5 protein-coding genes are annotated in these 6,226 nt (G+C 64.0%); 1 reads left to right on the plus strand and 4 read right to left on the minus strand.

Features of this window, described 5'->3' with window-relative positions; translation table 11 throughout:
- Nucleotides 1-448, plus strand: a 448-nt coding sequence (locus tag AC1DUU_RS20425) for a glutathione S-transferase family protein (protein ID WP_476785223.1), incomplete at its 5' end; no start/stop codon positions are given.
- Between the two features lie 31 nt (nucleotides 449-479).
- Here the strand turns inward: AC1DUU_RS20425 and AC1DUU_RS20430 are convergent.
- From AC1DUU_RS20430 to argH, 4 genes are all read right to left on the minus strand, one after another.
- The gene (locus tag AC1DUU_RS20430; RefSeq protein WP_476785224.1) at nucleotides 480-3,080 is read right to left on the minus strand and encodes a TIGR02302 family protein; all 2,601 of its coding nucleotides are present in this window, start codon (nucleotides 3,078-3,080) and stop codon (nucleotides 480-482) included.
- 157 nt (nucleotides 3,081-3,237) lie between these two features.
- Nucleotides 3,238-4,506, minus strand: coding sequence for a diaminopimelate decarboxylase (gene lysA / locus AC1DUU_RS20435; RefSeq protein ID WP_476785225.1), 1,269 nt, complete (start codon nucleotides 4,504-4,506; stop codon nucleotides 3,238-3,240).
- 31 nt (nucleotides 4,507-4,537) lie between these two features.
- Nucleotides 4,538-4,744 carry a hypothetical protein gene (locus AC1DUU_RS20440; protein ID WP_476785226.1) on the minus strand — a complete coding sequence of 69 codons (207 nt, stop codon included), beginning with the start codon at nucleotides 4,742-4,744 and terminating at the stop codon, nucleotides 4,538-4,540.
- Nucleotides 4,745-4,815: 71 nt separating this feature from the next.
- A complete protein-coding gene (gene argH, locus AC1DUU_RS20445) occupies nucleotides 4,816-6,216 on the minus strand; it encodes an argininosuccinate lyase (RefSeq protein ID WP_476785227.1) in 1,401 nt (466 codons plus the stop codon).
- Nucleotides 6,217-6,226 lie beyond the last annotated feature (10 nt).

The following is a 6,226-nucleotide window of genomic DNA, read 5'->3' on the forward strand; positions in this document are numbered from 1 at the left end:
GGTCACCGAGCGCGCTGCCATCTGCAACTATCTCAGCGATGCCTTCCCGGAGGCCGGCCTCGCGCCTGCCATCGGCGACAAGATGCGAGGACCGTATCTCACCTGGCTCGCTTATGCCGATGGGGTGTTCGATCCGGTCCTGGCCGCCAAGGCGCATGGTCACGAATTCATGGGTGGCGGCTATTCCTACGGGTCGTTTGCGGAAATGGTCGCCAATCTCGAACGCACATTGTCGTCACGGCCCTACATCGCCGGCGACCGTTWTACGGCGGCCGACACGCAGATCGGCGGCGGTATCAACTACGGGATCCGCGTGATGAAAGTCCTGCCTGAAAAGCCGGTATTTCTGGAGTATTTCGACAGGCTTTCCGCAAGGCCCGCCTTCCAGCGCTCCAGCCAGAAGGACTTCGAACTGGCGCGTGAGGCCGGCATGGCCGGAGCGGTGTGAAGGCAAGGAATGGGGGCACTGCCCGCTGCCGCTACTTCAGCTCCAGCAGCCGCTCTAGATAGCTGCGCTCCAGCTCGGGGCTGAGCGCGTTGCCGAGGCGCTTGCGGATCGCCTCGAGGATCTGGCGGGCGCGCTGCACGTCGATCTCGTCGGGCACCTTCACTGATTCGCCGGTGTCAGGACCGGAGGTCGCGCTCGGCCGGCCAAGCGGATCGCGGCCAGCATTCCTTTGGCGGCCGCCTTCGCCGGTGGTGCCCTGGTCGCCCTGCATGGCCTGCAACTGCTGCATCATGTCCTGGGCGCCCTGGCGTAGCGCCTCCAGTGCTCGGCCCTGATGGCCGACAGCGCGGTCGCCTTCACCCTTGCCGAGCGCACCCTCGGCCTGCTTCATCGATTGGCCGGCCTCGCCAAAACCCTGTCCTGGCTTGATGCCCAGCCCCTCAAGGCCCTTCATCAGCGCTTCGAGGTCCTTTTCCAGCTGACCCTGGCCCTCCTGCAGTTGCTTTAGCGCGTCAGCGAATTCCTGCGGGGTCATCGGCTTGCCCTGCTGGCCCTGGCCTTGCTGGTCTTGCCCCTGCTGCCCCGAGGGGTCCTGCTGGCCGGGGTCGCGATTGTCGCCGAACGGATCGGACTGCTGGTCGCCGGGCTGCTGCCCACGCTGCATCTGATCCATGCGGAAGGTCTCGTTCATCGTCTCCTGCTGGCGCCGCATGAGTTCGCCAAGCTTGTCCATCTGCTGGCGCATCTCGGAATTCTGCTGGCCCTGCTGGCCATTCTGCTGCCGGCCGGCCTGCAGATTGTTCATCATGTCCTGAAGCTGGGACAGCAACTCCTTGGCCTGGTCGCGGTTGCCCGACTTGGCCAGGTTCTCGATCTGGTCGAGCATCCGCTGCAGGTCGCTCTGGCGCAGTTCCTGGCTTTGCTGCGATTGCGCCGACTTCTGGTTCTGCTGGGCGCGTTGGGCGAATTCGCGCAGGAAGGAGTCCATGGCCGAGCGCAATTCGGCCATCAGCTTGTCGATCTCTTCGTCGCTGGCGCCGCGCTCAAGCGCGTCCTGCAAGGCCTGCTGGGCCTGGCGCAGGCGCTTTTCCGCCGCCGACAGATTGCCGTCCTCGATGCCGAGCGCGACCTGCCAGAGATAGCTGACCACCTCGCGCAGCTGGTCGTCGGATCCGGCCATCTTGAGCCGGGTTCGGGCGCTCATCAGGGCGAGATAATGCGAAAGATTGTCGATCGTGTCTTCCGGGCGCAACGTGATCGCGTCCATCAGATCGAGCACGCGCGGCTTGGCGTTGGCATCGAGCGCCAGCAGCCGACGCTGTTCGATCACCGCCCGCGCAAGCGGGTTGGTGAAGGGCTTTTCAGGCAGGATGAACGTCTTGGTCTCGCTTTCGGCTTCCTGGCCGGCATCGTCGACTGCCTGCAGCGTGAGCTTCACCGGCGCACCGGCCCAGACATGCTCGGTCAGGTCACGCGTCGCCTTGACCGGCTTCTTGGCCGCGCCGCGACGGGGCAGGGCCAGCGGCATTTCGGGCGCGCCATAAAGCGGGCGGGCGGTCGGCGACTGTGCTTCATCAAGGGCGAACTGGGCCTTGGCCGATGCCGCGCCATAGTCGTCTTCGATGTTGTAGGTCAGTTCCAGCGTGCCGTTGACGGCGCGCTTGGGCTCGCCGGCGAAGCTGATCGTCGGCGGGTTGTCTGGAATGACGGTAAAGCCCCAGCTGTCGAGCTCGTCGCCGCCAGATTTGAGTGTCACCTTGCCTTCGGCCACCAGCTTGTCGGTAAACTGGCTGACGGTGGCGACCGGGCCGGTGGCAACGGGCTTGGCTGGATCGGCGTTCTGGCCCATCGGGGCGATGTCGCGCAAGGCTCCACTTGCATCGGTGAATGCAAGTGTTTCATCGCCGGAGCCGCCGGTCACGCGTAGTGACAACTCGCTGCCCTGGGGCACGTTGATGACCGGCATCTCATCGCTGGCACCGGTGGTGAGGAAGATCGGCGCCTTGCCGGTATATGCCGGTGGCGTCACCCAGGCGTCGATGCGCGGGGCAACGGCGTCACGTGCCGCATGCACCCTGAACGCGTCGCCGAGACGGCCCCCCATCGGGCCAAATGAAAAGGCAAAGGCGCAGACAAACAGCAGTGCCGCTGCCGCTCGCAGTGCCCAGGGGTCGCGTTCAGGCACGCGGGTCTTGGGCAGGTCGCCGCCGAGCGTGCTGAGCCGCTCGGCCATGCGCTTTTGGTGTTCGCGCCACAGCGCGTCGGCAAAATGGTCAGGCTTGCCCGAGGGCCGGTCGCTCTGGACCTGTACCGGCGTGTGGAGCAGGTCGTTGGCGCGTTCGACGCGGCTGTCGATCTCGGTCCATGACGGCAGGCTAAAGAAGCGAAGCGGATAAAGCGACGCCAGCCCGGCGAACGCGAAGGCAACAGTCAGCGCCAGCCGCGCCATGTCGGGCATCAGTCGGAACAGGCCGAGCCATGACAAGGAGACAAACAGGCTTGCGACAACGATCAGCGGCAGCACCAGCGGCCAGCCGCGCTCGACGATCATGGCCGCGCCGATGGCAAGACGTGTCCTGCCCAGGGAGGCGTTGATGTCGCGATGCAGCTCTGATCTGGTCCGTTCCGTCATCGGCCCTTCCGCTTGGGTGGCGCGGGATGCGGCCCACTTGCCTATGGCAGAATACCATCAATCACGGCGAAGGCGAGGCGGCCAACGCAATCGTGAAGCGCAGTAACAGTGCTGTACATCCTGGTGGATGCGCAAGGAACGCCGGATCTGCGTGTTGTCAGGCCAGCCAGTCCGGCACGGAGTCGAGCCCGATCAGTTCCTCATAGGTCTGGCGCTTGCGCACGACATGGAAGCGGTCGCCGTCGACAAGCACTTCAGGCACCAGCAAACGGGTGTTGTAGGTGCCAGCCTGCACCGCGCCATAGGCACCGGCAGTGCTGACGGCGATCAGGTCGCCCGACTTGAGCTTGGGCAGGTCGCGGTCGAGGCCGAGATAATCGCCGGTCTCGCAGACCGGACCGACGATATCGACCATCATGCGCGGCGCATTGGCGGGCGGCTGCACCACCGGGCGGATGTCGTGGAAGGCATCGTAGAGCGTCGGGCGGATCAGGTCGTTCATCGCCGCATCGACGATCAGGAAGTTCTTGGCGTCGCCTTCCTTGACGAAGATCACTTCGGATACCAGCACGCCGGCATTGCCGACGATCAGCCGGCCCGGCTCGAACATCACCTTGAGGCCGAGCTTGCCGACGTGCTTGTGCACGATCGCGGCATAGGCGTCAGGCAAAGGCGGTGGCGAATTGTCGGTCTTGTAGGGTATGCCGAGGCCGCCGCCGAGATCGACATGTTCGATGGCGTGGCCATCGGCCTTGAGCGTAGCGACCAGCTCTACCAACAGCGCAAAGGCGTCGTCGAACGGCTGCAATTCGGTGATCTGGCTGCCGATATGCATGTCGATGCCGGCAACCTTGAGGCCGGGCAGGGCGGCTGCGCGGGCATAGACTTCGCGCGCGCGCTGGCGGGGAATGCCGAACTTGTTTTCAGCGAGACCGGTCGAGATCTTCTTGTGTGTCTTGGCGTCGACATCGGGATTGATGCGCAGCGACACCGGGGCCGTCTTGCCGTTGGCGACAGCCCGGGCCGAAAGCAGCTCAAGCTCGGGTTCGGATTCGACATTGAAGCACAGGATGCCGGCCTGCAACGCGAAATCCATTTCGCGCGCCGTCTTGCCGACGCCTGAAAACAGGATCTTCTTGGCCGGAATGCCGGCGGCAAGCGCACGCCGCATCTCGCCTTCCGACACCACGTCAGCACCGGCGCCAAGCCTGGCCAACGTCTTCAGCACCGCCTGGTTGGAATTCGCCTTCATGGCGTAGCAGACCAGCGCGTCGAGATCGGCGAAGGCCTTGGAAAAGACGTTGAAATGGCGCGTCAGGGTCGCTGTCGAATAGCAGTAGAACGGTGTGCCTACCGCTTGCGCAATGTCGGTCAGCGCCACATCTTCGGCGTGCAGGACGCCGTCACGATAGTCGAAATGGTTCACGGCAACAGGCTTTCGAAGATTAGCGGGCCGCTCAGAGCAGCGGGTCGAGGATGAAAGGCTTGTCCACGACCGGTTTCTGCGGCGCGGGGCCGACAGGCTGGCCGGCTTTTTGCGCATCCTTCTGGGCCTGCACGGCGGCCTCATAAGGCGTGTCGAGACCGGCCTTGCGCCCACAGGCCGAAACCAGGCCGACCGCAGCGATTAGCCCGAGCGTCATCACAATCTTGCCAGCGGTCATCGATCCATCCGTCCGAGAAATTTTCCCCGCCGCTTGTAGCGGAGATTTTTGGTCATTGCACCCCGGCTTGATCAAGCTTTCGCGAGACGTTTTTTCCAATAGCGGATCTGTTTCTTCACCTCGGCGGGAGCCGTGCCGCCAAAGGATGTGCGGCTCTTCACCGAGTTCTGCACCGACAGAACCGAAAAGATGTCGGCGGTGATGCCGGGATGGATCGATTGCAGGTCTTCAAGAGCGAGCTTTTCCAGTCCGAGCTTCTTCTGTTCGGCCAAGGCCACGGCGCGGCCGGTGACATGGTGCGCCTCGCGGAAGGGCAGTCCGAGGGTGCGGACCAGCCAGTCGGCGAGGTCGGTCGCGGTCGAATAACCCGAACCGGCGGCCTTCTTCATCGCCTGGTCATTGATCGTCATGTCGGTGACCATGCCCGACATCGCCGCCAGCATCAGGTCGAGCGTTTCGGCGGCGTCGAACACCGCTTCCTTGTCTTCCTGCATGTCCTTGGAATAGGTCAGCGGCAGGCCTTTCATGACGGTCAACAGGCCGATCAGATGGCCGTTGACGCGGCCGGTCTTGGCGCGCACCAGCTCGGCGGCGTCGGGGTTCTTCTTCTGCGGCATGATCGACGAGCCGGTCGAATAGCCGTCCGACAGGCGCACGAAGCCGAATTGCGGCGTCGACCAGATGACGATCTCTTCGGCCAGCCGCGACAAATGCGTGGCGCAGATGGCGGCGATCGACAGGAATTCGAGCGCGTAGTCGCGGTCCGACACGGAGTCGAGCGAGTTGCGGGTCGGCTCGCGGAAGCCGAGTGCTGTTGCTGTCTTGTGCCTGTCGATGGGGAAGCCGGTGCCGGCGAGGGCGGCCGCACCCAGCGGGCTCTCGTCCATGCGCTCGATGGCGTCGCGGACGCGGGAAAGGTCGCGGGCAAACATCTCGACATAAGCCATGCAGTGATGGCCAAAGGTCACCGGCTGCGCCGTTTGCAGATGGGTGAAGCCGGGCATGACGGTTGCCGCATGCTGCTCGGCGCGTTCCAGGAAGGCAGCGATCAGCCCCTTCAGCGCTTCGGCGACGCGGTGGAATTCGTCCTTGACCCAGAGCCGGAAGTCGACCGCCACCTGGTCGTTGCGCGAGCGTGCCGTGTGAAGGCGTCCCGCTGCCGGGCCGATCAGTTCGGCCAGGCGCGACTCGATGTTCATGTGGATGTCTTCGAGCCGGGTCGAGAAGGCAAACTTGCCATCTTCGATTTCTCGCAGGATCGTGTTCAGCCCGTGAGCGATTTTCTGTTGATCCTCAGACGAAATAATGCCCGTTTCCGCCAGCATTTCAGAGTGGGCAACGGAACCCCGGATGTCTTGGGCGTACAGCTTCTTGTCGAAGCCGATCGAGGCGTTGATCGCCTCCATGATCGCGGCCGGGCCCGAGGCAAAACGTCCGCCCCACATCTGGTTGCTGGCCTTCTTGTCGCTCATCGTGATACCC

This window comes from Aminobacter sp. P4_H6_2, assembly GCF_056400805.1.